At 57.8% G+C, this 26,017-nt stretch carries 24 protein-coding genes; 11 read left to right on the forward strand and 13 right to left on the reverse strand.

Annotation, left to right across the window (positions count from 1 at the left end):
* Positions 1–147: 147 nt before the first annotated feature.
* Positions 148–1,053, forward strand: coding sequence for a cation diffusion facilitator family transporter (locus AC3WWR_RS24500; RefSeq protein ID WP_492599145.1), 906 nt, complete (start codon positions 148–150; stop codon positions 1,051–1,053).
* Between the two features lie 74 nt (positions 1,054–1,127).
* On the opposite strand, the gene AC3WWR_RS24505 is transcribed toward AC3WWR_RS24500, so the two are convergent.
* From AC3WWR_RS24505 to AC3WWR_RS24535, 7 genes are all read right to left on the reverse strand, one after another.
* Positions 1,128–2,261: an AGE family epimerase/isomerase gene (locus AC3WWR_RS24505; protein WP_033042199.1), complete on the reverse strand. Its 1,134-nt coding sequence runs from the start codon at positions 2,259–2,261 to the stop codon at positions 1,128–1,130.
* Positions 2,262–2,434: 173 nt separating this feature from the next.
* Positions 2,435–3,007, reverse strand: coding sequence for a HupE/UreJ family protein (locus tag AC3WWR_RS24510; protein ID WP_432668932.1), 573 nt, complete (start codon positions 3,005–3,007; stop codon positions 2,435–2,437).
* A 29-nt stretch (positions 3,008–3,036) separates the two neighbouring features.
* Positions 3,037–3,651 carry an urease accessory protein UreG gene (gene ureG / locus AC3WWR_RS24515; protein WP_008058937.1) on the reverse strand — a complete coding sequence of 205 codons (615 nt, stop codon included), beginning with the start codon at positions 3,649–3,651 and terminating at the stop codon, positions 3,037–3,039.
* A 24-nt stretch (positions 3,652–3,675) separates the two neighbouring features.
* Complete coding sequence (locus AC3WWR_RS24520; RefSeq protein WP_020797611.1) at positions 3,676–4,350, reverse strand: urease accessory protein UreF; 675 nt, start codon at positions 4,348–4,350, stop codon at positions 3,676–3,678.
* Complete coding sequence (gene ureE, locus AC3WWR_RS24525) at positions 4,347–4,847, reverse strand: urease accessory protein UreE (protein ID WP_020797610.1); 501 nt, start codon at positions 4,845–4,847, stop codon at positions 4,347–4,349. The genes AC3WWR_RS24520 and ureE overlap by 4 nt, the downstream gene beginning before the upstream one ends.
* Positions 4,848–5,076: 229 nt before the next feature.
* A complete protein-coding gene (locus AC3WWR_RS24530; protein WP_020797609.1) occupies positions 5,077–5,709 on the reverse strand; it encodes a TetR family transcriptional regulator in 633 nt (210 codons plus the stop codon).
* A gap of 172 nt (positions 5,710–5,881) precedes the next feature.
* Positions 5,882–6,298: a hypothetical protein gene (locus AC3WWR_RS24535; protein WP_020797608.1), complete on the reverse strand. Its 417-nt coding sequence runs from the start codon at positions 6,296–6,298 to the stop codon at positions 5,882–5,884.
* A 377-nt stretch (positions 6,299–6,675) separates the two neighbouring features.
* Here AC3WWR_RS24535 and AC3WWR_RS24540 point away from each other — a divergent pair, with 377 nt between their 5' ends.
* The gene (locus AC3WWR_RS24540) at positions 6,676–8,745 is read left to right on the forward strand and encodes an AsmA family protein (RefSeq protein ID WP_492599146.1); all 2,070 of its coding nucleotides are present in this window, start codon (positions 6,676–6,678) and stop codon (positions 8,743–8,745) included.
* Between the two features lie 27 nt (positions 8,746–8,772).
* Here AC3WWR_RS24540 and AC3WWR_RS24545 read toward each other — a convergent pair whose 3' ends face one another.
* The 3 genes from AC3WWR_RS24545 to AC3WWR_RS24555 form a co-directional block, all read right to left on the reverse strand.
* Positions 8,773–9,486, reverse strand: a complete 714-nt coding sequence (locus AC3WWR_RS24545; RefSeq protein WP_492599147.1) for a hypothetical protein — start codon at positions 9,484–9,486, stop codon at positions 8,773–8,775.
* 76 nt (positions 9,487–9,562) lie between these two features.
* The gene (locus AC3WWR_RS24550; protein ID WP_432668939.1) at positions 9,563–10,333 is read right to left on the reverse strand and encodes a hypothetical protein; all 771 of its coding nucleotides are present in this window, start codon (positions 10,331–10,333) and stop codon (positions 9,563–9,565) included.
* A 235-nt stretch (positions 10,334–10,568) separates the two neighbouring features.
* Positions 10,569–11,480, reverse strand: a complete 912-nt coding sequence (locus AC3WWR_RS24555; protein WP_432668941.1) for a LysR substrate-binding domain-containing protein — start codon at positions 11,478–11,480, stop codon at positions 10,569–10,571.
* Positions 11,481–11,600: 120 nt separating this feature from the next.
* On the opposite strand from AC3WWR_RS24555, the gene AC3WWR_RS24560 reads away from it, so the two are divergent.
* From AC3WWR_RS24560 to AC3WWR_RS24570, 3 genes are all read left to right on the forward strand, one after another.
* On the forward strand, positions 11,601–12,239 hold the full coding sequence (locus AC3WWR_RS24560; protein WP_020797603.1) for an FMN-dependent NADH-azoreductase: 639 nt from the start codon (positions 11,601–11,603) through the stop codon (positions 12,237–12,239).
* On the forward strand, positions 12,240–12,545 hold the full coding sequence (locus AC3WWR_RS24565; RefSeq protein ID WP_020797602.1) for a DMT family transporter: 306 nt from the start codon (positions 12,240–12,242) through the stop codon (positions 12,543–12,545).
* A gap of 107 nt (positions 12,546–12,652) precedes the next feature.
* A complete protein-coding gene (locus tag AC3WWR_RS24570; protein WP_168757145.1) occupies positions 12,653–13,543 on the forward strand; it encodes an esterase/lipase family protein in 891 nt (296 codons plus the stop codon).
* A gap of 84 nt (positions 13,544–13,627) precedes the next feature.
* Here AC3WWR_RS24570 and AC3WWR_RS24575 read toward each other — a convergent pair whose 3' ends face one another.
* Positions 13,628–14,515 (reverse strand): DMT family transporter, encoded by an 888-nt coding sequence (locus AC3WWR_RS24575; RefSeq protein WP_020797600.1) that lies wholly within the window; start codon positions 14,513–14,515, stop codon positions 13,628–13,630.
* A gap of 95 nt (positions 14,516–14,610) precedes the next feature.
* Here AC3WWR_RS24575 and AC3WWR_RS24580 point away from each other — a divergent pair, with 95 nt between their 5' ends.
* From AC3WWR_RS24580 to AC3WWR_RS24595, 4 genes are all read left to right on the forward strand, one after another.
* Complete coding sequence (locus AC3WWR_RS24580; RefSeq protein ID WP_020797599.1) at positions 14,611–15,393, forward strand: AraC family transcriptional regulator; 783 nt, start codon at positions 14,611–14,613, stop codon at positions 15,391–15,393.
* 204 nt (positions 15,394–15,597) lie between these two features.
* Positions 15,598–20,025 carry a dermonecrotic toxin domain-containing protein gene (locus tag AC3WWR_RS24585; protein ID WP_492599148.1) on the forward strand — a complete coding sequence of 1,476 codons (4,428 nt, stop codon included), beginning with the start codon at positions 15,598–15,600 and terminating at the stop codon, positions 20,023–20,025.
* Positions 20,026–20,110: 85 nt separating this feature from the next.
* Positions 20,111–20,419, forward strand: coding sequence for a PsiF family protein (locus AC3WWR_RS24590; RefSeq protein WP_020797597.1), 309 nt, complete (start codon positions 20,111–20,113; stop codon positions 20,417–20,419).
* A gap of 188 nt (positions 20,420–20,607) precedes the next feature.
* The gene (locus AC3WWR_RS24595; protein WP_020797596.1) at positions 20,608–21,621 is read left to right on the forward strand and encodes an AI-2E family transporter; all 1,014 of its coding nucleotides are present in this window, start codon (positions 20,608–20,610) and stop codon (positions 21,619–21,621) included.
* Between the two features lie 124 nt (positions 21,622–21,745).
* Here AC3WWR_RS24595 and AC3WWR_RS24600 read toward each other — a convergent pair whose 3' ends face one another.
* The gene (locus AC3WWR_RS24600) at positions 21,746–23,020 is read right to left on the reverse strand and encodes an Hsp70 family protein (protein ID WP_020797595.1); all 1,275 of its coding nucleotides are present in this window, start codon (positions 23,018–23,020) and stop codon (positions 21,746–21,748) included.
* 296 nt (positions 23,021–23,316) lie between these two features.
* Between AC3WWR_RS24600 and AC3WWR_RS24605 the strand changes: the two genes are divergently transcribed.
* Positions 23,317–24,261, forward strand: coding sequence for a DnaJ C-terminal domain-containing protein (locus tag AC3WWR_RS24605; protein WP_033040324.1), 945 nt, complete (start codon positions 23,317–23,319; stop codon positions 24,259–24,261).
* Between the two features lie 23 nt (positions 24,262–24,284).
* Positions 24,285–24,590: a chaperone modulator CbpM gene (locus AC3WWR_RS24610; protein ID WP_020797593.1), complete on the forward strand. Its 306-nt coding sequence runs from the start codon at positions 24,285–24,287 to the stop codon at positions 24,588–24,590.
* Positions 24,591–24,657: 67 nt separating this feature from the next.
* On the opposite strand, the gene AC3WWR_RS24615 is transcribed toward AC3WWR_RS24610, so the two are convergent.
* Positions 24,658–25,788, reverse strand: a complete 1,131-nt coding sequence (locus AC3WWR_RS24615; protein ID WP_033040326.1) for a sensor histidine kinase — start codon at positions 25,786–25,788, stop codon at positions 24,658–24,660.
* Positions 25,789–26,017: the final 229 nt, after the last annotated feature.

Genomic DNA, 26,017 nt, shown 5'->3' on the forward strand with positions numbered 1-26,017 from the left:
AGGGCTCGCTCCCACAGGGACTTTGGTGAACCTGTGGGAGCGAGCCTGCTCGCGAAGGGGCCGGAACTGACAACGCCGGACATCAGCTAGACTCCTCATCCAACAACCTCGCCGCGCCCTGCGGTTCAAGGTTTTCGAGGAGACCATGTGAGCAATCGAGGCGAGCAGGCGCTGCTCAAGCAATCGACCTTCCTGATGCTGGTGGTGACATTCGCCGGGATCATCACCGGGTTTGCCTCGGGTGCCCAATCCATCCTGTTCGATGGATTCTTTTCGCTGGTTGCAACCTTCATCAAGGTCCTGATGCTGATCACCGCCAGGCTGATCGCCAAGGAAAGCAATCAACGCTTCCAGTTCGGCTCCTGGCACCTGGAACCCATGGTGCTGGTGATCGAAGGCAGTTTCCTGTTGCTGGTGGCCATTTATGCCTTTCTCAACGGAGTGTTCGGCATCATCAGTGGTGGACGCGATGTCGAGCTTGGCTTGGTGATCTTCTACGCGGCGGTATTCACCGTCGCCGAGCTCATTTACTTTTTCTACGTTCGCCATCGAAATCGCACGCTCAAGTCATCGCTGATCCAGTTCGACAACATCAGTTGGCTGGTGGACGCGATGCTCTCGGCCGGCCTGTTGGTGAGCTTTCTTATTGCGCTGTTGCTAAAGACCCAGGGCTACGAAAAATGGGCGTTGTATGTCGACCCGATGATTCTGATTCTGCTGGCCCTGGGCATGCTCCCTCCGGCGTTCAAGATCATCGGCCCGGCGTTACGCGATGTGCTGGGAATCGCCCCGGATCAACTGGACGACAAGGTGCGCCAGGTGATGGAAGAGGCGAAGATCGAGCATGGTTTCGACGACTATATTTCCTACGTGCAGAAGCACGGTCGGGCGTGTTTTATCGAGATTCACATCGTGTTGCCGACAAATTATCCGCTGCGCAGCGTGGTGCAACTGGATGCGCTACGAGAGGAGATCTCCGCGAAGCTCGGCAAACCTGATGCGGCGAGGTGGCTGACCATCAGTTTTACCGGGGATCGCAAGTGGATTGCGTGAAATCCGGTGGATTCCTCGCAATGTAGGCGCGAGCGATGCGTCGATCCGACTTGCCGGCGAAAGCGACCGTTCAGTCAACCAAGATACTCAGCCAACCCGCGATAACAGGTCGCCAAGTGATAAGGGGTAGTCGATGGCATGTCCCGCCGGCTCACTTCACCGTGTTCGTCGCGGCATTCATACCAGCCGCCCGCGTGCAGCGAGCGCTGCTGCAACGCCTGCAATTGACGCAGCACCGAAGCCTCACTGCCTGGTCGCAGGGTCAAGGCGCGCAGGTATTCGGCCTGGGCCCAGATCCGTTGAGTCGCGTCCCGTGAGCCGCCATCCGGACCCAGGTCCAGCATGGCCCGCACGGCACCGGTGTGTGGGTCGACGCCCAGTTGTTCGGTGAAGGCAAAAGCGCGCTCCAGCGAAGCATGTAGTGGAGAACCACGCAGCAGGTCGGACGACTCGAGCAGGAAATACCACTCGAACTGATGCCCGGGTTCGAACCAGTTATCCACAGCCTCCAGCGGTTTTTCCATCAACACGCCGTGTTGCGGCTCGATAAACCGCCGCTGCATCCCTGTGCATAAGTCCACGAGCGCCTGTTGCACAGCGAGGTCTTCACGCACCGACAGCGTGGCAAGGAAGGCTTCAGCCAGGTGCATCAACGGATTTTGCAGCGGTCCGCTGTTCAACGATGACCAATCACGATCGAGGCTCGCTTCGTAGAGGCCGTCGCCGCTGGAGAAACGTTGCGCGATCACTTCCAGGGCCGCGTTGAGCACCGATTCCACCAGCGGCTCGCGGACTTTGTCCCAGTAGTGGGCGCAGGCGAACAGAATGAATGCGTGGGTGTAGAGATCTTTACGCTGATCCAGTGGCGCGCCCTGCGGGTCGATGCTGTAGAACCAGCCGCCATGCTCGGCATCGTGGAAGTGCCGCTGCAAGGAACGGAACAGCGCTGCCGCGCGCTCTTGAGCGCCTGGCACCTGGCCGATCAGGCTGGCAAATAGATACAGCTGCCGCGCGCAGGCCATGGCCCGGTAGCGTTGGGGAGGCAACGGGTGGTGTTCGGCGTCCAGCGCCTCATAGGGCAGCGCCAACTCGGCATTCCAGCCGGGACCTTGCCAAAGCGGCACGATCACGTCCTGGAAGTGCTGTTGCACCGAGGCAAACAGGGCGGTCAGTTCAGGCTGGGAGGCGGAGCGGGAAACAGGCGGCATTGGCTGGCGTCGTCACGGCAGGGTTGATTGCGCGACATGTTAGCAGGCCTTAGAGCTGTGTTGTCTCTCAGGCCGCTTTCGCGAGCAGGCTCGCTCCCACAATGAAACTGTGTACGCAGGGCAAATGAGGGAGCGAGCCTGCTCGCGAAGACGCCATCACGGGCAATAGAGATTTAGCTTGCCAACAACCACACGCCAGTCGCCGCCGAAGCCGCCCCCGCCAGTCTCACTAAAGGCGCAGCAGCTTGCGGCAACACCCGTACCAACGCATAACCTGCCGCATGCAACACCGCGGTCGCCGCGACAAATCCCGTGGCATATCCCCAAGGGCTCGTCATGTCCGGCAACTCCAGGCCATGCGCCACGCCATGGAACAGCGCAAACAACGCCGTTGCGGCCATTGCCAGGCTCAACGGTGGACGCACCGCCAAGGCCACCGCCAGGCCCAGCGCCAACACAGACGCGGCAATGCCACCTTCCAGCGCCGGCAGTTCCAGCCCTGCAAAACCCAGCAGACCGCCGATCAGCAGGGTGACAATGAAGGTGCACGGCAGCGCCCAACGCGCCGCACTTTTGTGCTGAGCCGCCCACAGGCCGACCGCGAGCATTGCCAGCAGATGATCGAGTCCACCGAGCGGGTGGCTGATGCCCGCGACCAAGCCATTGTCCCCGTGCCCTGGGTGGGCCAACGCAATGGTCGGTGTCAACAGCAGGGTCATTGCGCCCAGAATGCGTTTGAGTGTCATCGAGAAGCTTCCTTGTTGATAAGTCTTGATCAGGCTGCCGTCAGCAGGCCCTGGCGTTCGATGAAGGCGATGATCGCGTCCAGTCCCTGGCCGGTTTTCTGGTTGCTGAACACGAACGGCTTGCCGTTGCGCATACGCGTGGTATCGCTGTCCATCAGCGTCAGCGACGCTCCCACCAGGGGCGCCAGGTCAATTTTGTTGATCACCAGCAGATCGGATTTGCAGATCCCCGGCCCGCCTTTGCGCGGCAACTTGTCGCCAGCGGACACGTCAATCACGTAGATGGTCAGGTCGGACAGTTCCGGGCTGAAGGTGGCCGAGAGATTGTCGCCACCGGATTCCACCAGGATCAGGTCCAGGCCCGGAAAACGGCGGTTTAATTGATCCACGGCTTCAAGATTGATCGAGGCGTCTTCGCGGATCGCCGTGTGCGGGCAGCCGCCGGTCTCCACGCCGATGATGCGTTCCGGCGCCAGCGCTTCGTTGCGCACCAGGAAATCAGCGTCTTCGCGGGTATAGATGTCGTTGGTCACCACTGCCAGGTTGTAGCGTTCGCGCAGGGCCAGGCACAGGGCCAGGGTCAGGGCGGTTTTACCGGAACCGACGGGGCCGCCGATGCCGACGCGCAAGGGTTGTGTGTTCATGTGATTCTCCAGAATAAGGGGTCCTTAGGAACGGAACAGACGGCTGTACTGGCGCTCGTGGGCCATGCACGCCAGGGACAGGCCAAACGCGGCACTGCCAAAGTGTTCGGGGTTGATTCGGGTAGCATCCTGCTGGGCCTGTTGCAGCAGCGGCAGCAGTTCACTGGTCAAGCGCTGCGCAGCCTGTTGGCCCAGTGGCAAGGTTTTCATCAATACCGCCAGTTGGTTTTCCAGCCAGCTCCAGAGCCACGCGGCCAGTGCATCCTGCGGGCTGATCCGCCAGGCGCGGGCGGCCAGCGCCCAGCCCAGGGCCAGGTGCGGTTCGGGTCGTTGTTCAAGGAAGGCGCGGGCCGGTGCATCGAGTTCAGGCAGGCCGTTGAGTAACTGCTGCAAGGAATAGCCCATTTGCCGGCTCTCCTGATGCAGTTCGCGGGTTTCCCGGCTGGCACGGTGTTCTTCGTAGCGCTGCAGCAGTTCGCTCCAATTCTCCTCGACCGCGGCCACGCAATGGGCGAGCAGTAGCGGCGCCTCGAAGCGGGCGAGATTGAGCAGCAACTGATCGCTGATCCAGCGCCGCGCGCTGTCGGGATTGTGCACTTGGCCGTTGTCCACCGCCATTTCCAGGCCTTGGGAATAGCTGTAGCCGCCAATCGGCAATTGCGGACTGGCCAGGCGCAGCAGGGCCCATGCAGGGTTCATGGGCGCACGCCGAACTGATGCAGCTTTGGCGGATAGTTGAAGTCTTCGTCGCCGTGGCGGGAATGGTGATGGCCGCCGCCGTAGGCGCCGTGTTCAGGTTGAAAGGCCGCTTCGATGGGTTCGGCTTGCGCGCCAAGTTGTTCGAGCATGGCCTTGAGCACGTAGTCGTCGAGCAAGCGCAACCAGCCGTCGCCCACTTGCAGGGCGACATGGCGATTACCCAGGTGATAGGCGGCACGCGTCAATTCGTAGGCATTGGTGCAGGTGACGTGCAGCAATTGTTCGGGACGGGCACAGACGCGTACCACGCGGCCGTCTTCGGCTTGCAGACATTCGCCGTCATACAAGGGTGGTTGACCGCGCTCCAAAAACAAACCGACGTCCTCACCTTCGGCACTGAAACAGCGCAAGCGGCTTTTGCTCCTGGCCTCGAAGGTCAGGTGCAATTCGGCGGCCCAGTCGGGTTGAGGGTCGATTCTGCGATGAATCACCAGCATCGGAAAGCTTCCAGCAATGGACAATGCTCAGGCTAGAGCAAGGGGCTTGCCAATCTGGGGGCGTGTAGGAAATACCTGTAGGCAGCGTAGGAAAAGTTTCGAGGTGCTCAGGATCTTGACTGAAATTGGTGCGCAGATTTTTCAAACTGCACCAATTTGTGGCGAACAGAGATGGCACAGTGGCGCGGCGCAGTGTAGGCGCTGCCCAAGCCTGCGATCTTCTTAAGCGTTACTCGGTACTTCCAAGCCCCTGCCAATGCTTGAGGCCGATAAAGATGAACCGCAGCTGCTGGGTGATCTTTGCTTGCGGCGTCAAGTGTTCAGGCAGCGCATCGGCTGGCGGGTCGATGATGTCCGGCAATGTGGCGAACACGCTCTTGACGATCAGATCGGCCATGACGCTCAAGCCGGCCATGTCCAGGTGTTGCAGTTTCGGCATCAAGGACAGGTCGGCAGCCAGGTCCGAACTGATGTTCTCGCGCAAGCGACCGATGGCCAGGCGTACCGGCAACGAACCGCCGTACTGTTCTCTGGCGAGAAACAGGAATTGCGAACGGTTGGCCGACACCACATCGAGAAATATCCGCACGGACGCGTCGATAATGCCGCCCATGACAAACTCGTTGTGCCGCACCAGGCGAATGGTTTCACGGAAGGTCTGGCCGACCTCGCTCACCAACACCAGGCCGAGTTCATCCATGTCGGCGAAATGCCGATAAAAGCCGGTGGGGACGATTCCGGCGGTTTTCGCGACTTCACGCAGGCTCAGGCTGCCAAATCCTCGGCCGCCCTCCATCAAATGGCGGGCAGCGTCCATCAAGGCGTTGCGGGTTTGTTGTTTCTGTTCGGCGCGGGGCAGCATCGCAATGACGTTTTCTGAATAGGACTGCGGCGCACTCTAGCAAATCGGCTTTGCCGGCGTCGAACGACATAGGCGGGATCAGGCGGGGCGGTGCGAATTCTACAAAAGGCAATGACCAGAAAATCAAAAGCCCAATCTGTTGATTGGGCTTTTTTTCAAGGCCGCCATGGGCTTAGCTCATAGCGCTGTTGCGTTCGATAACACGGTCACCACCGCCTTCAGCAATGGTTTGACCTGGAGTGCGGTCGGAACCGTCAGCGGCAACCGTTTGACCTTGTGGAGTCTGGTCGTAGCCGTCTTCAGCGATCAGGCCTTTTTCTCTCAGGCGATCGTTACCACCTTCGGCGACGGTTTGCCCTGGGGTGCGGTCGGAGCCATCAGCGGCGATGGTTTGACCCGGAGTGCGGTCGGAGCCATCAGCAGCGACGGTTTGACCTGGGGTACGGTCGGAACCATCAGCGGCAACGGTTTGGCTGAACACCGAGTGAGTGTCTTTCACTTGCGGAGTGGCCTGGTCAGCGGCCGGCAGCGCAAAAGCGGTGCTGGCCAGCATTGAAAGTGTAAGGCTAAGCAGAAGTTGGCGTTTCATGATGGGGTGCTCCGTAGGAGTGCGATAAATTGGGTACGAAGGTAATGCTACTCTTGATAAGTCGATATAAAAGTTCATAAACGCAATGTTAATAATCAACGGAATTGATTGTTCTCTACAGCCCTTCTAAACCGGGCCTTTGCGGCGCACCGGGGTGGGTATTTTCGACTCAACCGCGCCACGCAAAAGTGCGGCCCCGGTAACGCTGTCCGGGAGGAGGGGCGCCATGCTCAATCGTCAACGGCGGCAAAATCGGATTTTCAATTAAACCTGCGGGCCATTTGCCAGTCGTAGATTCCATGACGGGCCGGTTCTGGCCCTGCGTTTCTCCTGAGCATCGCGATCGTGATGCTCAGTCGTATCAGGAGCTCTGTGCAATGACGCGCACTCGTAAAATTCTCGCCTGGGCCGTGACCAGCCTTGTTGTCCTGCTGGCCGTGCTGGTGCTGGTCATCGTGTTCTTCGACTGGAATCGGATCAAACCGTCCCTGAACGCCAAAGTATCCGAAGAACTGCACCGTCCATTCGCGATCAACGGCAATCTGGCGGTGGTTTGGCAGCGCGAGCGCGACGAGGGCGGCTGGCGTGCCTGGGTGCCCTGGCCGCATGTGGTGGCCGAGGATCTGAGCCTGGGCAACCCGGACTGGTCGAATGCGCCGCAGATGGCCAGCCTCAAGCGCGTCGAATTGCGCATTTCACCCCTGGCCTTGTTGGCGCAGCGTGTGGTGATCCCGCGCATCGACCTCACCGAACCCAATGCCGCGTTGCAGCGCCTGGCCGACGGTCGTGCCAACTGGACGTTCAAGTTCGATCCGAAAGACCCGAACGCCGAGCCCTCGTCCTGGGTAGTGGATATCGGGGCGATCGGCTTCGACAAAGGACATGTCACTCTTGACGACCAGAACCTGAAGACTCAACTGGACCTGCTGATCGACCCGCTGGGCAAGCCGATCCCCTTCAGCGAAATCGTTGGCGACAAAGCGGCGAAAACGGCCTCCGGGCAGGGCAGTGCGCCGCAGGATTACGCGTTTGCGCTAAAGGTCAAAGGCCAGTACCACGCTCAGAAACTCACGGGGCAGGGCAAAATCGGTGGGCTGCTGGCGCTGCAGGACGCAGCCCGGCCGTTTCCGCTTCAGGCGCAAGCGAAGATCGGCGATACCAGCGTAGAGTTGGCGGGCACGTTGACCGATCCGATGAATCTGGGCGCCCTGGATTTACGCCTGAAACTGGCCGGCACCAGCCTGGGCAATCTTTATCCCCTGACCGGTGTGACCCTGCCGGATACGCCGCCGTATGCCACCGACGGCCATCTGATTGCCAAGCTGCATGAGCCGGGCGGTGCAGTATTTCGTTATGACGAGTTCAACGGCACGATCGGCTCGAGCGACATCCATGGCAGCCTGGCTTACGTCGCCGGCCAGCCCCGTCCTAAACTCAGCGGCTCGTTGTTATCCAATCAATTGTTGTTCGCCGACCTGGCCCCGTTGATCGGCGCCGACTCCAATGCCAAGCAGAAAGCCCGCGGCGGCGAGAGCAAGCAACCGGCGGACAAGGTGCTGCCGGTCGAGGAGTTCAAGACCGATCGCTGGCGCGACATGGATGCGGATGTCGAATTCACTGGAAAGCGCATCGTCCATAGCGAAAAGTTACCGTTCAACGATCTCTACACGCACTTGGTGCTCACCGATGGCGTGCTCAGTCTTGAGCCGCTGCGATTTGGCGTGGCCGGTGGCAAGCTGGATGCACAGATTCGCCTGAATGGTCACACCGAACCGTTGGAAGGCCGGGCAAAACTGACCGCCCGAGGCTTCAAGCTCAAGCAGTTGTTCCCGACGTTCGAGCCGATGAAAACCAGCTTCGGTGAGCTCAACGGCGATGCGGATATTACCGGGCGCGGCAATTCAGTGGCCAAGTTGCTGGGCAGCGCTAACGGCAAGTTGAAAATGCTGATCAACGATGGCGCTATCAGTCGCGAGTTGATGGAACTGGCGGGTCTGAATGTTGGCAACTATGTGGTCGGCAAGATCTTTGGCGACAAGGAAGTGAAGATCAACTGCGCCGCCGCCGACTTCGACATAAAGGCTGGCCTGGCCACTACGCAGCTGTTCGTCTTCGATACCGAGAACGCAATTATCTACATTGATGGCACGGCAAACATGGCCACAGAGCAGTTGGACCTGAGCATCACGCCGGAATCCAAGGGCTGGCGGCTGATCTCGTTGCGTTCGCCGCTGTATGTGCGGGGCAAATTCATCAAGCCCGACGCCGGGGTGAAAGCCGTACCCTTGATGTTGCGAGGGGCCGGAATGGTTGCATTGGGTGTGATCGCCGCACCGGCGGCGGGATTATTGGCCTTGGTGGCGCCGAGCGGCGGAGAGCCGAATCAGTGCGCGCCGTTGCTCGAGCAGATGAAGTCGGGTAAGGCGCCTAAAACAGTAAAAAACTGAGCCAAGGCGACATCAGGCTCGCCTGAATCATTGCAATTCTGGGAGGGCAGAGGGGGTAAGGTGAAGCAAGTCTGTTTGCGGTTTTTTGTTCAGCTTGGTAATAACGGTCTCTCTGATCAGGTCGTATTTAAGTTCGTTCAGTGAGCTGCGTAACAGGCGAATATTGTTTTTTCCATCCTTTATTGTCGTGAGCACAGGTTCGTTCAGGATCCCCGGTGTGATCCCTCCCTTGGTCTTGAAGGAGATTTGCAGGGTCAGCAGGGCTTTATCGTTGCGCACGATCGTCAGCACCGTTGCTGTTGAGATCGATTGGTTTTCGGTCCTGGCGCCAGCAATGCCTTCAGTTCCATTGTGAGCATTGGCCTGAAGTCTAGTGATGATTGCCTTGATGGCTGATGAGTCTTCCGGCTGTTTTCCCAGATATGAAAAGATGCTGGACAGTGCCTGCTGTTCCTTCTCCGGGAGGGCGCTTCCCATACTCTCAATGACGATATTTAGAAGGCGGCTATTATTGAATTCAAGTTGGCGGACCTCCCGGCTGTTTAGAGGGTATTCCATTCTGTTTAGGTTTCGGGTGTAAGTTTGCCACCACAGTTCATAGTCGTTGCTAGTGATTGTCGCTGTGAGATTGGCGTACAAGATGGAGTGTAATACATCGTTTTTGAAGCAGTCGGTGTGTTTGCCGCAAAATAATATAAGGCTGCCGTTGCTCAGGTAAGCGTCATAGTTGTCTTTGTTCATGTTTTGTTCCGTTTGGATGGCGTGCGAACAATTATTTAAATCGGCAATTTCTTGCCGATTTAAATGTCATTGATTATTAAAAGTCAGGCAGGTCAATAATGAATTTTTCTGCATCCTTGAGGTACTTTTTATACAGGGTCTCTCTGAGGCCCGAGAAAGTCTTATTGTTCAGGTAAGTGCGCACGGCACCTGATTTTATGGTGGTGGATTGCCTGGTGGTCTTCCAGAACAGGATGCCATGGGTGCTTTCCCGTGCATCCAGGGAAATGCAGTTAAGGATCATGTTCGCCTGCCCGATGTTGTCCATCCAAACCGGCGCAATGTCGAATTTTGCCTGGGCTCCGAGTTTTTTGTTTTTATCAAATATCTCAATTGCCTTGGGGCTTTTCTTTACCTCTTCTATCGCTTTTTTTGCGACGTTTGCCAAAATCCCTGCTGGATTAGGACCAATCAAGCCTGCAACAATCTCCAGGGCAACCTGGTCCATCGTGAGGCCGATTTTAGTGATGCGGACCTCCTGCATGTTTTTGTTTTGAATGACCCAGCCCAGCTTGCTCAGGCCATCCACATAACACTTGTACCACTCGAAAAGCTGATCTTCTTTGGGGAATAGTTTGTCGGCGGCATTCTGCATGACTAATTTGCAGAGGTTGACGTCGTCGATCATCTGCTCTGACACGCCTGGTAAAAAAGCGTCGATTGTATCAGGCATGACACTGGCGGTTGGTTTGTTTATATCGTGAGGTTGGGCGCTGTACTGCTCAGGAACGTTGGCGAAGGATCGAGTTGTCAGAACTGGCAGGGGTGCCAGTGAGTCGATGAATTGGAGTCGTTCTTCAATGTGCATAAGTATTCCTTTACTTTTGGTTATTTGGACAACCGGTGGGTTGTGGTTCTTATAATAACTTTGTTCTCGGTGAAGTCTATCGGGTGATTGTAACTTCTGGTTGTTGGTCGATTTCGAAAGAGGGCGGCGTGGTGCGTTCTGAGAATTATCAGTAGGTGTGGGTTAATTGTTTGTATGGAGTTGTTTGCTAAGGAAGCTGCGGAATATCAAGTCGTTGGAATATTGCAGCGCCGTCTCACGTTACTTGCGAGAAGGCAAATTCGGATACTGTTGCCTCTTCCCGCAACCACGCAAAAAAAGCCCGAACCGGGGGATGTCGCTCTCGTCCCGGTACGCACAAGGCGCTGTAGCCGGCGCCATCGACCTGGATTTCACCCCGATAGGCCACCAGCAATCCGTTGGCGACGCTTTCTGACACCAGAATATTGCTCGCCAGTACCAAACCCTGACCGGCAATGGCCGCTTGCAGGGCGTAGTGCTCTTCATCGTATTCGCGCACGGTTGGCTGCTCCTCCAGCCAGGCCTCGCCAGACTGCGCACACCAGGCTTGCCAGCCATGGGCGTAGAGCTTGGAGTTGTGCCAGTGCACGCTGATCAGCGTTGGCGTTTGGCGGGCGGCCAATGCCACTTGCCCGGGCGAGCCGTAAACACCGAACGACTCGTCGAACAGGCAAAGGCCGTACAGGTTCGGATAGTCATCGAGGCTGTAGCGCACTACCAGGTCGACACTGGCGTCCTGATGCAAGTCAATGACCTCGCAATGGGTGTCCAGGCGCAGGCTGATGTTCGGGTGCCGGGCATAGAAACGGCCCAGGCGAGGCACCAGCCACAAGGCCGCAAAGGCGGCGGTGGTGGAGAGGGTCAGGTTCGTGCCGCTGCGATGCGGGCGCAGGGTGTCGACGCTTTGCGCCACTTCCAGGAACGCGCCGTGCAGGCTGTGAAACAAGCGCTCGCCGCCTTCGGTCAGGCGTACCTGGCGCGGTAGGCGTTCGAACAACTGCACACCGAGCCAGGTTTCCAGCGAGCGGATCTGATGGGATACCGCGGTCGGAGTCACCGACAATTCTTCGGCGGCAGCCTTGAAACTCAGCAGTCGAGAGGCAGACTCGAAAGCGCGCAGGGCGGTCAGTGGCAACGAAGCAAACATGGAAACTCCATGGATGAAATAGATTCATCCAGACTGATTTTTGTTCAGTTGAAGCAGGGCGGCTGTGAGCGCCAAGCTGCAAGCCACGAGCAGTTTGAGTTTAGTCCCAAGGAGAGTCAGATGAGTACAGTTCTTGCGATTCATGCCAGCCCACGAGGTGAGCGTTCGCACTCCCGGCGTTTGGCGGAAGTCTTTCTGTCGGCCTGGCAGGCCCGTCACCCGCAATCGAAACTGACCCGCCGCGAGGTCGGGCGAGCGTTGATTCCACCTGTCAACGAGGCATTCGTGGCCGCCGCGTTCTACCCCGAACCCGACGCACGTCCCTTGTCGATGCAAGCGGATCTGGCGTTTAGCGATACGCTGGTCGACGAGTTGCTCGGGCACGATGTGTTGGTGATTTCCACGCCCATGCACAATTTCAGCGTGCCCAGCGGCCTGAAAGCCTGGATCGACCAGATCGTGCGGTTGGGGCTGACCTTCAATCACTCCCTGGATAACGGAATCGCGCAGTACGAACCACTGGTGCAGGGCAAAAAGGCCTTGATCGTGACCAGTCGCGGCGGATTTGGCTTCGGCCCGGGCGGCGAGCTGGAGGCGATGAACCATGCAGATACGCTTCTACGCACGGCGTTGGGTTTCATCGGCATCACCGATGTCACCGTGATCGCTGCCGAAGGCGAGGAGTCCGAGGCGCGCACCTTCGAAGTCTCTGCCGCCGAAGCAGAGCAGCGCTTGCTGGCCCTGGCCAGGGAGTTCTAAGTGGCCTGGTTGTTTTTGCTGATCGCCGCCGGGTTCGAAGTCACTTTCGCCATGGGCATGAAGTACGCCGAGGGCTTTACCCGGCTTTGGCCATCGCTGATGACCATCGTGGCGGCAGTGGGCGGGATTTATTTCCTGACCCTGGCCATGCGCGAATTGCCGGTGAGCATCGCCTACCCGATCTGGACCGCCATCGGTTCGCTGGGCACGGTGTTTCTCGGCTTTATCTTGCTCGGTGAAAGCCTGACCATGGTCAAGCTACTGTCGGTCGGGCTGATCGTGGCCGGTGTGGTGGGGCTGAAGTAGGGCGGATGACCTAGACTGGTCGTCGGTTTGTCATGTTCGCTGGAGAGGCTTGGCGGAAGTCTTGCAGTCGCCAGGCGTCACCTCACCGATCACAAGGATGTTCGCCCATGTCGCAAGATTCGGCCACGCGTTACCCGCTAGTGCTGGTCCCGGGAATGCTCGGGTTTATCCGTTTGGTGCTCTATCCGTATTGGTACGGGATCGCCGAGGCGTTACGTCGTGGTGGTGCGATGGTGTTTGCGGTGCAGGTCTCGCCCCTCAACTCCAGCGAAGTGCGCGGCGAGCAACTGTTGGCGCGCATTGAAGAGATTCTGCGTGAGACCGGAACTGAAAAGGTAAATCTGCTAGGTCACAGCCAAGGCTCGTTGACCGCGCGCTACGCGGCAGCCAAACGCCCGGATCTGGTCGCCTCGGTGACCTCGGTGGCGGGGCCTAATCATGGTTCGGAACTGGCCGACTATCTGCACAAACACTATCCCCATGACAGCGTCGGAGGGCGTCTGGTGATCTTTCTAGTACGGTGCGTCGCGACGCTGATGAGCCTGCTGGAGACCGGCTATCGCGGACCGAAGTTGCCGGTGGATATCCTTGCGTCCCATCATTCGCTCACAACTGCAGGCGTGGCACGGTTCAATCAACGTTTTCCACAGGGGCTGCCAGATACCTGGGGCGGGCACGGACCGGAAGAGGTGAACGGTGTGCGTTACTACTCCTGGTCCGGCACTTTGCAGCCGGGCAAGACCAATCGCGGGCTTAACCTGTTCGATGGCACCAACCGCAGTTGCCGGTTGTTTGCCAGAACCTTCGTACGCGAGGCCGGGCATTGCGACGGGATGGTCGGGCGTTACAGCTCGCACCTCGGGACCGTGATTGGCGACGAGTACCCGCTGGACCATTTCGACATCGTCAACCAGTCGTTGGGACTGGTGGGGAAGGGGGCGGAGCCGATCCGGTTGTTTGTCGAACATGCGGCTCGGCTAAAAGCTGCTGGCCTTTAAGATCAAAAGATCGCAGCCTGCGGCAGCTCCTACAGGGAATGCATTCCAAGTGTAGGAGCTGCCGCAGGCTGCGATCTTTTTTCCTCAGGCAACACGGACCTTGCGGCCTAATACGGTGGTCCAGCGCTCGGAAAGAATCACCCCGCCCAACGTCAATATCCCGCCCACCAAGTGGTACGTCGCCAACTGTTCATGCAGCACCACTGCCGCAATCAGCGCGGTAATCAACGGCAACAAATTGAAGAACAGCGTGGTCCGGCTCGGGCCCAAACGCACCACGGCTTGCATCCACGCCAGCGGTGCGACCATCGAGGCCAGCAAGCAGGCGTAAAGCACCAGTGGAATATTGTGCAGGGTCGGGCCGATTTTCGGTGAGGCGAGAAACAGCGGAAACAACACCACCACAGCGACCAGTACCTGCAAATACAGCAACACCAATGGCGGCAAGCGCAGCTGCCATTTTTTCAGCAACGTGCTGTAGATCGCGTAGGCCAGGGTGGCGATCAGCATCATCGCGTCCCCCAGGTTCACCCCATGTTCCAGCAGCACACCCAGGCTGCCGGACGAGACGACCACCAGCACGCCGGCAAACGACAACACCGCACCCGCCAGTGCGCCGATGGTCAGGCGCTGGCCAAGGCTGATGATCGCCATGGCCAGCGACATCAGAGGCATCAATGACAGGATGATGCCCATGTTGGTCGCGGAGGTCAGGCTCGCGGCGAAGTACGCCAGGCTTTGGTACACAGCCATGCCGAGCACGCCGAGGACAAAGATCTTGCCCAGGTTCGGGCGAATCGACGGCCAGTGGGCAATAGCCGGTTTGAGCATGAAGGGTGTGAACAATAATCCGGCGAGGAGCCAGCGGTAAAAACCGATCTCGGCGGGATAGATCGCCCCGGCCGACATTTTGGTGATCACGGTATTGCCAGCCCAAATGAAAATGGCCAGCAGGGGGTAAGCGTATTGCATGGGAAAAACCAGAACGTTAATGAGGGGTAATTATCCATTGTCTGGATACAGGCCTATACTTCGATCCAGACAACCCGCCCTTCATGACGGACAGCATGACCCGTAAACCCATCGATCTACTGGAGTTCAGTGAGCTGCCTGCCCCGGTGTATTTCCGCTACGCCGACTTTGATGCTCATCGCTATGCCTCGGCTCACCGCCATCCGTGGGGCACGCTGGAGTATTCGGCCCATGGCGTGCTGCACATGGAAATCGGCGGCAGTCGCTTCATGTCACCGCCGCAATACGCGGTATGGGTGCCCCCGCAGACCGAGCACAGCTTCTACAGCCATCAGCCGATCAACTACCGTGCGGTCTGCCTGGCTGCGTCGGTGTGTCGTGACCTGCCTGCGCAAGCCTGCACCCTGGCGATCAGCGATATTCTCAAAGCGATCCTCAAGGACTTTGCCGCCCGCGATGTGAAGATCCCTGAGCACGAAGCGGACCAACGTCTGGCCCAGGTGTTGGTGGATCAACTGCGACAGGCGCCGGTGCACGAGCGCTACTTACCCTACGCCAGCAGCCCTGGCTTGCTCGGAATTCTGGAAGCCTTGCAGGCGGGACCGGGGGACAACCGGCCGTTAGCGCATTGGGCCACGACCATACATGTCAGCGAACGCACCCTGGCGCGGCAATTTATCCGGGAGTTGGGCATGAGTTTTGGCGAGTGGCGCCAGCGGTTGCGATTTCTGGCGTCGATCGAAGCGCTGGACAGCCACCGCAGCATTCAGGAAATCGCATTCGACATGGGTTACAGCACCGGTTCGGCATTTATCGCGATGTTTCAGCGCCAGGCAGGTTGTACGCCGGAACATTATCGCAGACACCGAGGGTTTTGATTGTCTGAGGTATGGTTCTACTTGCAGATTATGTTTGCAAGTTTTTCAGGTGTATTTGCATATTCAAGTATTTGTTGGCTTTTTATTGGCATTGACGTTGTTGTGGGGTGTTCTACACGTTTTGTCTGAAATGCGCTCAGCGAAGCTTTTAGGCATCGCGGTATTCTCCAGCCTGAATTTACAGGGGCATTGGAGTGATCAGGCATGGAGCATTCAGTTCTGGTTCGCGGACCGGCAGAACCCATCAAACAAGAAAAAAGTATTCATCATGAATTTATAAAGAGGGCCCTGCCAAAATGGCTGGCCGGCGCCCCCTTGAAAAGAGTTGGTGCGCTGAAGATGGGGCTTTCCGGTATTCCCCAGTGGATCAAGGAGGCCCCTGCGGTATTACACACAAGTTTGAAAAAGTCGATGACGACAAGTTGGAACGCGCAAAATGATGTCGACAGAATGCTGGCTGAATTACAGGATGTTTACGACTTTGCCGAACCTTTGCTGATTCAGGCCTTGAAACGGCAATACGGAATTGATGTCGATGTCAGAGGTACTTATCTGAAGTTGTTCGCTCCGGCAAGTGTGCCCCTGTGGGCCAATAGCATTGTGCGTGGGGCCGGTTCTCGAACAGTCTCAATGCTGGATGCGGCTTTACATAACTTTGCACATCATGAAGTGCTTCTTCCTGACTCGCAGTTTATTTCAAAGCCTGATGAACTGGGTCGTTTCGAAATAATCGACATCAGAAACCGGATGTCTATTGAGCAGTTCAAGACCCTGTGTCGGGAACTGGATATTGGCGCGCAATACCAAAAACATCTTGAAAATTATTTGCGCCCCAGCGATGGGCTGGCGCAGGGAGTGTTGCAGCACAAAATCACCAAAAGCCAGAAGAGCGCACTGAGCGCCGCCACAGACCTGGCCTTGATGCGCAAAGATATTTCGGCCAACGGCTATCGGGTGGTGATGGGCATGCTTGAAGGGCTTCAAGGCATGAAGCTGCAAGGCCTCCCGGTTCGTTACTATCACCTGACAATACTGGACACCCGAATGTACGGCATCGTGCTGATCGCCGGTGACCTGGATGCCCCGGTTGCCGAGAGGCGACTCATTGCCTATGTGCCTCACGACCCTGAGCATCCCTTGAAAGAATATGCTTCGACCGAAGAGTTCGCGCTCGAACTGACCCGCCAGTTGCGCGACGCTGGCCCCACGTCTACGCCTGAAGGCCTTCCCTCCCGATGCAGTTACCAGCAGTTCTTCAGCCGCTTCGTCGCCCATCAGCAACGCGGGCATTTCTTTGCCGAGCTCAACAGTCGCCTGGTCGAGATCAAGCAGCATGAAAAAGAATGGGGCGTGGATCGGCCTGTCTGGCGTGAAACTCCCGTGGAAAACCCGCGCCTTCATTTTGGCACGCTGAAATTTCAGGAAGATACCGAAACCCGCTTTAATGGCAACCTGTGGGTGTATCTCTACCAGATGCAGCAAAACAAAATCCTCAACGACGCACGGGAGATGGTGATTTCCACTGCCGACGCCGATCGCAAGGAGCGGGGGGCCTGGTTCGATAACCTGACAAAGATGTTGGCTGACATCTTCAATGCCGCGTTGCTGGTGGTAACTCCATTTGTCCCATTTCTGGGCGAAGTCATGATGGCCTACATGGTTTATCAACTGGCGAGCGAAGTGATCGAAGGCGTCGTCGATCTGGCGGAGGGGATTTATCTGGAAGGTGCCGAGCACCTGATCGGCTTCGTTGAAAGTTTGATTCAGCTGGGTACGTTCGGCGCCGGTATGCAGCTTGTTTCAGGGGTGGTACTGCCCAAGCTCTCGCCGTTCATCGAGGGGGCTAAACCGGTCACTTTGGCCAACGGGGACAAGCGGCTGTGGGGGCAGGACCTTGATCCCTATCAGCGCAATCTGGCGCTGGCTGCCGATTCAAAGCCCGATCTATACGGGCTGCATCGGCACGAAGGCAAGCCCATTCTCAATCTTGGTAAGCGCTACTTCGAACTCAAAAAAGACGCGAAAACCGGCAAGCATCGAGTCCAGCATCCCACTCGGCCGGACGCCTATCAACCCGTGGTCGAGAGCAATGGAGAAGGTGCCTTCATCGTTGAGGGTGAGCAGCCTCGCTTGTGGGATGACGACACCTTGATGGCCCGACTCGGCCAGCCAATGCAAGGGTTAGGGGACGCACACAATGACATTCGCACGGTCAGTCGCAGTGACGTCAATGCAATCCGCCGAATGTATGTCGACAAGGAACGCGCTTTACCCTTGTTGAGCGATACCGTGACGCGTTTCCAGATCGACCGTGATATCCAGACATTTATCCAACAAATTGGCAGTAATCACCCGCAGGACTATCTGCGAGCCGACCTTGCCTTTCAGTTTGAGCTGCTGGACGGCGTGTGGCCCGGTCGAGCAATCGAACTGACGGGGGCTGATGGCGAGGTTCTAAGGGTTATAGGTCGTGCCGATGCTGCACCCCTGCGGATACGAAAAGATCGTATGATCGAAGGCAATTTGCTCAAAACGCTGTTATCCCATCTTGATCAGGCTGATACAAAATTGCTGATGGATCAGGCGTCAGGCGCATCGGAAACCACCATCGACGCGAATGCTCGACAGCTGAGGCTCGCACTGGCGAAACGGGCGAAAAACAGGCAAACATCCTTATTCGACACACGATACCGTCAGCTTGAAAATGCCCGAAGCGCCAAGAATGCCTCGGTTCGAAATATCCAGGACCGAGTGCCAGGTCTGCCGGGCACCGTTGCGCAAGAGTTGCTGGCGATTGCCACTCGCTCAGAGTTGCAGGACATCGCGCAAGGCAAGCTGTCCGACAGGCTAAAAAGCCTCGCGCAATGGGCACTTCGGGATGTGCGCAACGCCCGCGCCTATGAAGGGTTGTATCTGGCTTCGGTCGACAACCCCGATACCCGCAGGCTGGTCTTGCACTCACTGAAAAACCTGCCCGGCTGGAATCCTGACGTGCGAATCGACGTTTGCCAGTTCGATTTTGGGGGAGCGTTGCTCGACAGCATCGGCAAGGAAGACGCCACGATTCGACGTACCCTCGTTGAACGCGAAGACCTGAGCTTTCAAGCTTATGACGCTGAAGGCAACACCTTGAATTCTGCTTCCGACTTTTATCTGTCGATTCTGCAAGCACTACCGAATGCCGAGCGCAACGCACTGAACATTGGCATCGGAAAAGGGTGGCAACTGAAAGAGGCGATTAGCAACCGGGCGTTGAAGCCGTATCGACTAGGCAAAGTACTTTCAGAACTCCCCGCTCTTGACCCCTTCACTTTCGATCCCCGGGTCATGCGCCTGCGTGGCGGCGCTCCGACTGGCGAAGGCGAGGCCGCCACATTGCAGGGGATCGCGGATCTCTATCCGGACCTCGTTGTGGGAGCATTTCACCCTTCCGTTTCGGCTTACGAAAGGTATGACTACTTGCGTGGTGTGAAGTTGATGAACGACACCTTTCCTGATGAGTACTTTCAATCACTTTGGCAGGCATTATTCGAGGCCAACGCAGCCGGGGACGCACAAGCCAATGCCCGCGTCGTGCAGAGCATCGAAGCCTTGCCGGATCTTGAGAAGCTCATGACAGACGAGCAGTTCACGCCATTGATCGAGCAGATGTTCACCAGGGATGGCCTGATCCCGTTGCCAGAAACCAGGCGCAACCTGGCCATGAATGCGAGAAATCTGGAACGCACCGGACGGGCCAATGACTATCAGGCACTGTTGCGTTCGGTTCAGCAAGACGCTGTAACGCTAACCCCGGAACTGGCTGATTTGCGAAGCTATGGCGATCAGCTTTCGAAAAACCTGGTGGCGTCCGATGAGCCTATCCAGGTTTCATCGCGAACCATGGACGACTTGAAATTGGCGCAACAGGCAATCTGCCGCGTCAAGGAGCTCATTCCTCTCTCCGGCAATCAATTGCCGAGCATGTGGGAGAAGGGCGGTTCGGCGATTGCCAAGATCAAGGGGCTCAGGGAGATGAACCTGGAGGAAGGCGGTTTTACCGCGAAGCTGACTATCGCTGAAGCGGCGCGTAAAGCCATTGAAATCAAGGGCGGCAACTGCTCGGAAAACTCCAAAGTGACCTTTTCGATACTCGCCAGCCAGCCCCGGACGTCGAGCATTCACATTGTCAAGGCCACCGAGCTTGACCATCAATATGTGGTAATAGGCGATGATTTGAGTAATCCCGAAGGACTGGTCGTCGCCGATTCCTGGCCGGAATTCCCTGCGGCGCATCTGGCCAGCAAGGGCAGCTTCGAGTTTGAAATGCCGCCGGTGCAAACACTGGCGCCAGGTCCGGCCGTCGCCGAATACGCGTTTATCAATGACGTCCCGCCAGGCCCGACGACATTACCCGCTGTTTCCGAGCCGAACACGTTCAGGCAGATAAAAATCAACAAGCTCTACCAGTCAGGAGCGTATGCCCAGTGGACGTCAGTGACGGAGTTGGGTCTAACTTACCGTGTGGAAGGCGGTACTCCGGTTACGTTCGAGCGATTGCCCGCGTCGGTTATTGAAAATCGGGTTGATGCGTATAGCCGCTACTTGAACGCATTTGAAGGTCTTCTGCCTGAGCAGGCGGACGCTGATTGAGCACTGGCGGATGAAGGTGTAACAGCTCTTGTCTACACTGCCCTTGAGGCCGCGCCGCTCGGCGCGGCAACAAGGAGCGAACGCCATGAAGATGTTGCGTGTCCCTTTTTTGATGATCGGTTTGCTGCTGTGTTCCCAAGGCTTCGCCGCCACTGACCAACAGAACAAGATGACCACCTGTAATGCCGACGCTACCGCCAAGAGCCTCAAGGGCGATGAGCGCAAAGCCTTCATGAGCAACTGCCTTAAGGCGACTCCCGCGGCCGATGATGCCGGCAAGGCCTTGACGCCTCAGCAGGAGAAAATGAAAACCTGCAATGCCGATGCCGCGACCAAGGCTCTCAAGGGCGATGAACGCAAGGCGTTCATGAGTGATTGCCTGAAGAAAAAATAGAAACGCCCTGTACGAGCCAGGCTCGCCGGCGAAACGTACAGCGTGGTCCGGCAGGCAGGACGCCATCGCCGGCAAACCAGCCCTAAGGTTGCATCTACGCGGGCCATACGGGTATGCACAATCCCTAGTGCTGGCACCGGATCGCTGGCAGACTGCCAATCCTTTTACGCCGTTCGTTTTGAGGCTGTATGCCAACGTTTTCTCAGCGTCAAGTTTTGCTGGTCATCAGCTGGGTCATCATTTTCGGCGGACTGCTGTTGGTGATTCCGCTACGGTTGCTGCCCAGCCTGCTGGCCGGGTTGCTGGTGTTCGAACTGGTCAACATGCTCACCCCGCAATTGCAGCGGCTGATCGAAGGGCGACGTGCGCGCTGGCTGGCGGTGGCATTGTTGGGGACTTTGATAGTCAGTGCGTTGGCGCTGATCTTTGCCGGTGCCATCAGCTTTCTGCTGCACGAAGCGGAAAACCCCGGTGCATCCCTCGACAAGTTCATGGGCGTGGTCGACCGCGCTCGCGGTCAGTTGCCACCTTTCATCGATGCTTACCTGCCGGCCAGTGCCGCCGAGTTTCGCGTGGCTATTGGCGAGTGGATCAGTAAACACCTCAGTGACTTGCAACTGGTAGGCAAGGACGCGGCGCACATGTTCGTGACGCTGCTGATCGGCATGGTGCTGGGCGCGATCATCGCCTTGCAGCGAATTCCGGACCTGACCAAACGCAAACCGCTGGCCGCGGCCCTGTTTGACCGCCTGCACTTGCTGGTCCAGGCGTTTCGCAACATCGTGTTCGCCCAAATCAAGATTTCCCTGCTCAACACGTTCTTTACCGGGATATTCCTGGCAGTGGTGCTGCCGATGTTCGGTATCAAGCTGCCCCTGACCAAGACCCTTATCGTGCTGACCTTCCTGCTCGGCCTGTTGCCAGTAATCGGCAACCTGATGTCGAACACCCTGATCACCATTGTCGGCCTGTCGCTGTCGATCTGGGTGGCGATGGCCGCACTGGGCTATCTGATTGTCATCCACAAGCTTGAGTATTTTCTCAACGCGCGGATCGTTGGCGGGCAGATCAGTGCCAAGTCGTGGGAGTTGCTCCTCGCAATGCTGGTGTTCGAAGCGGCGTTCGGCCTGCCGGGGGTGGTGGCAGGGCCGATTTATTATGCGTACCTGAAGAGTGAGTTGAAGCAGGTGGGGATGGTTTGAAGCAGATCAAATTGTCGCGAGGGGATTCATCCCCGTTCGGCTGCGTAGCAGTCGTCGCTTTTCTGTTTTTTGGGGGCGCTACGCGCCCCAACGGGGATGAATCCCCTCGCCACAGGTTTTCGGATCAGTCCATCGACCCGTAACGCTTCGCCGCTTCAATCGCCAGACCACTGCCGATGCTGCCAAAGATATTCCCTTCCACATGCCGCGCATTCGGCAACATCGCCGAAACGCTGTTGCGCAGGGCTGGAATACCACTCGAACCCCCTGTGAAGAACACCGTGTCCACCTGATCGACCCGCACGTCGGCCTGGGTCAGCAACTGGGTGACGCTATTGCGCACGCGCTCCAGCAGGTTATCGATGGCCGATTCGAACAGTGCACGGCTCAGCTCCACGCTCAAGCCGGCTTCGATACGGTCCAGCGGCACGTGGCGGTGGTCGGCGTGGGTCAATTGGATCTTGGTTTCTTCAACCTCCATGGCCAGCCAGTGCCCGGCGCGCTGTTCGATCAGCTTGAACAGGCGGTCGATACCACCGGTGTCCTCGATGTCGTAGCGCATGCTGCCCAGGGCCAGTTGCGACTTCTGCGAATACACCGAGTTGATGGTGTGCCAGGTCGCCAGGTTCATGTGATGGCTGGTCGGCATGTAGGCGCCGCTCTTCATCCGGCTGCCATAGCCGAACAGCGGCATCAGGCCCTGCAAGCTCAACTGCTTGTCGAAGTCGGTCCCGCCGATGTGCACGCCGCCCGTGGCGAGAATGTCATCCTGGCGGTTATCCACACCCCGACGCTGCGGTGACAGGCGCACCAGCGAGAAGTCGGAGGTACCACCGCCGATGTCGACGATCAGTACCAGCTCTTCCTTCTCGATGGTCGACTCGTAGTCGAACGCGGCGGCAATCGGTTCAAACTGGAACGAGACTTCCTTAAAGCCGATCTTGCGCGCCACATCCACCAGGGTGTCTTCGGCCTCTTTGTCGGCCATCGGGTCATCATCGACAAAAAACACCGGACGGCCCAGCACCACTTCTTCGAATTCCCGACCGGCGGCGGCTTCGGCACGGCTCTTGAGCTGACCGATGAACAGGCCCAGCAGGTCCTTGAACGGCATCGCCGTGCCAAGGACACTGGTGTCGTGCTTGATCAGCTTGGAGCCCAGCAGGCTCTTGAGCGAGCGCATCAACCGGCCTTCGTAACCTTCCAGGTACTCGTGCAGCGCCAACCGGCCGTACACCGGGCGACGCTCTTCGATGTTGAAGAAGACCACTGAGGGCAAGGTGATCTTGTCATCCTCCAGCGCAATCAGCGTTTCCATGCCGGGGCGCAGCCAACCGACGGTGGAGTTGGACGTGCCAAAGTCGATGCCCACGGCACGGGCTGGAGATGCGTTGTTCATGTCTTTGCGGTTCCGGTTAAAAAACGGCCGCGCAGTGTATGTCAGTGCGCGACAGATTCGAAGGCCGACTATCTGCTAATTCCTGGAAACAATGTCTTGAAAGATGGCCCGTGACCCCCAAACTACCCTGCATCAAGCCGGTAGCCGCGTAGCGCTCGAAAGTCGCACCGCCTGCTGCCGATAAACTTCTTACGCGCTGCCCGGTCACAACCTTGAGATCGGTCAACGTCTATGCTGCAAACAGGCGCATGCTGTGGCAGGTGGCGCGATTTCGATAACGGATGGTGATTCCCGCGATGGACTTCAAAGACTATTACAAGATTCTCGGTGTGGAGCCGACGGCAGACGACAAGGCGATCAAGGCCGCCTATCGCAAGCTGGCGCGCAAATACCACCCTGACGTCAGCAAGGAAAAGGACGCCGAGGCCAAGTTCAAGGACGCCTCTGAAGCCTATGAAGCACTGAAAAGTGCTGACAAACGCGCCGAATACGACGAATTGCGCCGTTATGGCCAGCATGGCCAACCATTCCAGGGACCACCGGGCTGGCAGAGCCGTGGCGGCTTTGGCGGTGGCCAGGACACTGGCGATTTCTCGGACTTCTTCAGTTCGATCTTCGGTAATCGCGGCCCCGGTTTCGGCGGTGGCGAACATTCGCGTCGCAGCACCGGACGTCGAGGGCAAGACGTGGAAATGGAACTGGGAGTTTTTCTGGAAGAAACCCTGTCGACCGAGTCGAAGAAGGTCACCTTTCAGGTGCCGCAGTACAACGCGGCTGGCCAGCATGTGAGCAACACCAGCAAAAGCCTGAACGTGAAGATCCCGGCGGGCGTCGCCGATGGCGAGCGCATTCGCCTGAAGGGCCAGGGTGCTCCTGGTGTTGGCGGCGGCGCCAATGGCGACCTGTACCTGATCATTCGTTTTGCGCCACACCCGAAATTCGACGTCGAAGGCGAGAACCTGATCATCACGCTGCCGCTGGCACCGTGGGAACTGGCATTGGGCACCGAAGTCGCCGTGCCAACCCTGACCGGCAAGATCAACCTCAAGGTCCCTGCCGGCAGCCAGAACGGCCAACGCATGCGTGCCAAGGGCCATGGCCTGATGAACAAGGCGGGTGAACGCGGTTATCTGTTCATCCAGTTCAAGGCCGTAATGCCCAAGGCCGCAGACGATGAAGTCAAGGCGCTGTGGCAGGAACTGGCAAAAAAAGCCGCCTTCAACCCACGAGAAAATTTCTGAACCCAGCGACGGAGTAGCCCATCATGAGCAGCCCCCTGACCGTTCAACTGGACTTGGCAGAATTCTGTGAGGCGACCGACCTGTCGGACGTCTACGTGATCGAAATCGTCGAACACGGCATCCTCGAACCTCAGGGAGGGCAGCCCAAGGACTGGCGCTTCACCGATTACGAACTGACCCTGGCCAAGCGCGCCGCCAAGCTGCGGCGCGATCTGGAGCTGGAATGGGAAGGTGTCGCCCTTGCGCTGGACCTGCTGGAAGAGGTCCAACAGCTGCGGGCCGAGAACCGGATGCTCAAGCAGCGGTTGGGGCGGTTGTTGGTGGAATAGGAGATGCCGCAGGCTGCGATCTTTTGATCTTGATCCACGAAGATCAAAAGATCGCAGCCTGCGGCAGCTACAGGGAATTGCGTGGCAACACTACGGTAAACAGCGTGCCATCGGTTTCGTTAGAGCTCACATCGATCGTCCCTGCATGGGCATCCACCACTTCCTTGACGATAAACAACCCCAAGCCAAGGCTGGTCGATGGCTGGCCCAGTTCTTCATCTGCGCTGCGCACCAGTGGATCGAAGATCGTGCCGATAGCATTCGCGGAAATCGGCGTTCCGTAGTTATGGACCGTCAGGCGAACCGTGTCGGGTTCTCCGTGGAGAGTAACTGTCACATCGCGTTTGTTGAGGCCATGCTGCAAAGCGTTGCCGATCAGGTTTTGCAGTAACTGACCCAGCCGTCCGGCATCCCAGACGCCTCGCGTGTCACCTTCCACCCTGACCGTCGGATCGCACTCCGGGTTGCCGGCGCAGGCTTCGGCAATCGCCGCGTGTGCGGCATCGGCAAGGTCCATGGGTTTCGGTTCGATCGGCAGGCTCTTACCCAGGCGACAGCGCACCAGTTCCAACAAGTCGCTAACCATCACCGCCATGTGTCGAGCGCTGCGCTTGATGTTGTTCGCGCAGGCCAACGCATCGCCTTCCAGCGTTGTTTTACGCATCAGCAATTCAGTCGACATGCTCATCGCTTGCAGCGGTGCGCGCAGGTCGTGGCCGAGTATCGCCAGGAAAATATCTCTTGAGCGACTCATCTGCTCGGCATAGGCCGCGGTGGATTCTGCGAGCGCTTCATCGATGGCTTCATTGAAGCGGATCATGTCCTGGAAGTAGGCCAGGTCCGGCGACTCCAGGCTGTCGACCCAGAGACGAATCACGCAGGCACGCAAGTGGCGGAACTCGCTGGTCATCTGCACCAGATCGAAACCCACCGTATGGCGTAATTCACCATGACTGGCGCCCGCTTCGTCCAGGCTTGGGGTTTTCTCCGGGCCCTCGCCCTTGGCCTTGGCGAGTTGTTCGCTGGCGGTCTGAGGTTTGCTCATGTCCCGAGCCGCTGCCAGCAGGATCTCCTTGGCATGGTCGCGCAAGGCCGTTCGATCCATGTTTTCGGCGGCTGGGGTGATGGTTCTGGCGAACTCCTCCCATTCATCGACGATACGGTCCGCGTGTTGCCTGATGAATTCGGGGAGGTGCATGACCGGATTCCTGCCTGGATAATTTGACGATCTTAGCCTTTTTAGGGCCGGGGTAAAAACTACCGCTGGGAATTCGGATCACCTCCTGAGGGCCGGGGGTGGTACTTAATTATATTTTACGGTTCTCAAGTTCAATGTTGATTCCGGGTTTTCGGGCAGTTCCCAGCAGTTTTTTAAGCTTTTGTTATTAGGGAGGTTGGATAAGCTGAGCATTCTGTTCATCGCATAG

The organism is Pseudomonas sp. EB271-G4-1, from assembly GCF_058791355.1.

Bases quoted from the DNA above. Each gene is read 5' to 3' on its own strand.
- AC3WWR_RS24505 (WP_033042199.1), bottom strand. From the start codon at position 2,261: ATGCCGCCTGTTTCCCGCTCCGCCTCCCAGCCTGAACTGACCGCCCTG.
- AC3WWR_RS24510 (WP_432668932.1), bottom strand. From the start codon at position 3,007: ATGACACTCAAACGCATTCTGGGCGCAATGACCCTGCTGTTGACACCG.
- ureG (WP_008058937.1), bottom strand. From the start codon at position 3,651: ATGAACACACAACCCTTGCGCGTCGGCATCGGCGGCCCCGTCGGTTCC.
- AC3WWR_RS24520 (WP_020797611.1), bottom strand. From the start codon at position 4,350: ATGAACCCTGCATGGGCCCTGCTGCGCCTGGCCAGTCCGCAATTGCCG.
- ureE (WP_020797610.1), bottom strand. From the start codon at position 4,847: ATGCTGGTGATTCATCGCAGAATCGACCCTCAACCCGACTGGGCCGCC.
- AC3WWR_RS24530 (WP_020797609.1), bottom strand. From the start codon at position 5,709: ATGCTGCCCCGCGCCGAACAGAAACAACAAACCCGCAACGCCTTGATG.
- AC3WWR_RS24535 (WP_020797608.1), bottom strand. From the start codon at position 6,298: ATGAAACGCCAACTTCTGCTTAGCCTTACACTTTCAATGCTGGCCAGC.
- AC3WWR_RS24540 (WP_492599146.1), top strand. From the start codon at position 6,676: ATGACGCGCACTCGTAAAATTCTCGCCTGGGCCGTGACCAGCCTTGTT.
- AC3WWR_RS24545 (WP_492599147.1), bottom strand. From the start codon at position 9,486: ATGAACAAAGACAACTATGACGCTTACCTGAGCAACGGCAGCCTTATA.
- AC3WWR_RS24550 (WP_432668939.1), bottom strand. From the start codon at position 10,333: ATGCACATTGAAGAACGACTCCAATTCATCGACTCACTGGCACCCCTG.
- AC3WWR_RS24555 (WP_432668941.1), bottom strand. From the start codon at position 11,480: ATGTTTGCTTCGTTGCCACTGACCGCCCTGCGCGCTTTCGAGTCTGCC.
- AC3WWR_RS24560 (WP_020797603.1), top strand. From the start codon at position 11,601: ATGAGTACAGTTCTTGCGATTCATGCCAGCCCACGAGGTGAGCGTTCG.
- AC3WWR_RS24570 (WP_168757145.1), top strand. From the start codon at position 12,653: ATGTCGCAAGATTCGGCCACGCGTTACCCGCTAGTGCTGGTCCCGGGA.
- AC3WWR_RS24575 (WP_020797600.1), bottom strand. From the start codon at position 14,515: ATGCAATACGCTTACCCCCTGCTGGCCATTTTCATTTGGGCTGGCAAT.
- AC3WWR_RS24580 (WP_020797599.1), top strand. From the start codon at position 14,611: ATGACCCGTAAACCCATCGATCTACTGGAGTTCAGTGAGCTGCCTGCC.
- AC3WWR_RS24585 (WP_492599148.1), top strand. From the start codon at position 15,598: ATGGAGCATTCAGTTCTGGTTCGCGGACCGGCAGAACCCATCAAACAA.
- AC3WWR_RS24590 (WP_020797597.1), top strand. From the start codon at position 20,111: ATGAAGATGTTGCGTGTCCCTTTTTTGATGATCGGTTTGCTGCTGTGT.
- AC3WWR_RS24595 (WP_020797596.1), top strand. From the start codon at position 20,608: ATGCCAACGTTTTCTCAGCGTCAAGTTTTGCTGGTCATCAGCTGGGTC.
- AC3WWR_RS24600 (WP_020797595.1), bottom strand. From the start codon at position 23,020: ATGAACAACGCATCTCCAGCCCGTGCCGTGGGCATCGACTTTGGCACG.
- AC3WWR_RS24605 (WP_033040324.1), top strand. From the start codon at position 23,317: ATGGACTTCAAAGACTATTACAAGATTCTCGGTGTGGAGCCGACGGCA.
- AC3WWR_RS24610 (WP_020797593.1), top strand. From the start codon at position 24,285: ATGAGCAGCCCCCTGACCGTTCAACTGGACTTGGCAGAATTCTGTGAG.
- AC3WWR_RS24615 (WP_033040326.1), bottom strand. From the start codon at position 25,788: ATGCACCTCCCCGAATTCATCAGGCAACACGCGGACCGTATCGTCGAT.